Origin of the sequence: Mycoplasma sp. HS2188, from assembly GCF_025209835.1 — a bacterium.
In the GTDB taxonomy this organism is placed as follows: Bacteria; Bacillota_I; Bacilli_A; order Mycoplasmatales; family Metamycoplasmataceae; genus Mycoplasmopsis.
Window position 1 is genome coordinate 1 of the sequence record NZ_JAOAOI010000070.1, and the last position, 579, is coordinate 579.

The following is a 579-nucleotide window of genomic DNA, read 5'->3' on the forward strand; positions in this document are numbered from 1 at the left end:
CTGGGTTATTGTATAAATTAATTGCTTTATCTATGCCAATTTGATTTGTTAAAATTTCATCTTTAACTTGTCCTAATTTGGCAATAGCTGTACGAATTTGACTTTCGCTCGCTGACGCAAAATCATTCGCAAAGTCGACATTTTCTTTTTCAGTATTGATGTTTTGGTCAATATTGAAAATTAAATTTGAATAAGCTTTGCTATTGGTTGCTTTGCTTAATTCGTCTTTAACTTTGTTTAGCTCATCAACTTTTTTATTGAAATCATCAATTGCTTTATTTTTAGCTACATTTTCTTTAGCTAATTCTAATGCGGCTTTGGTGTTATTGTAAGCTTCGACTAATTTAGCAGGATCTAAATTTGCCTCTTTAATGGCAGCTGCTAAATCATCTTTGGCTTTTTGAACTTGTGCCTCATATTTTGCTTTAGCACCATCATAACCAACAAAATCGCTATCAGATAAAACAGTTGCTAATTCATTATTGTAATTTTCATTAGCTTGTTTAACTTTTTGTGCTTCAAGTTTTTGTTTGTCTAATTTGTTAATGATATTTGTGTAATTTTGTGGATTTAACACAT

1 protein-coding gene is annotated in these 579 nt (G+C 30.1%); it reads right to left on the reverse strand.

What is annotated here, in order from left to right; translation table 4 throughout:
* The coding region (locus N1F73_RS03855; RefSeq protein ID WP_260360175.1) for a hypothetical protein at positions 1-579 on the reverse strand (579 nt) is incomplete at both ends.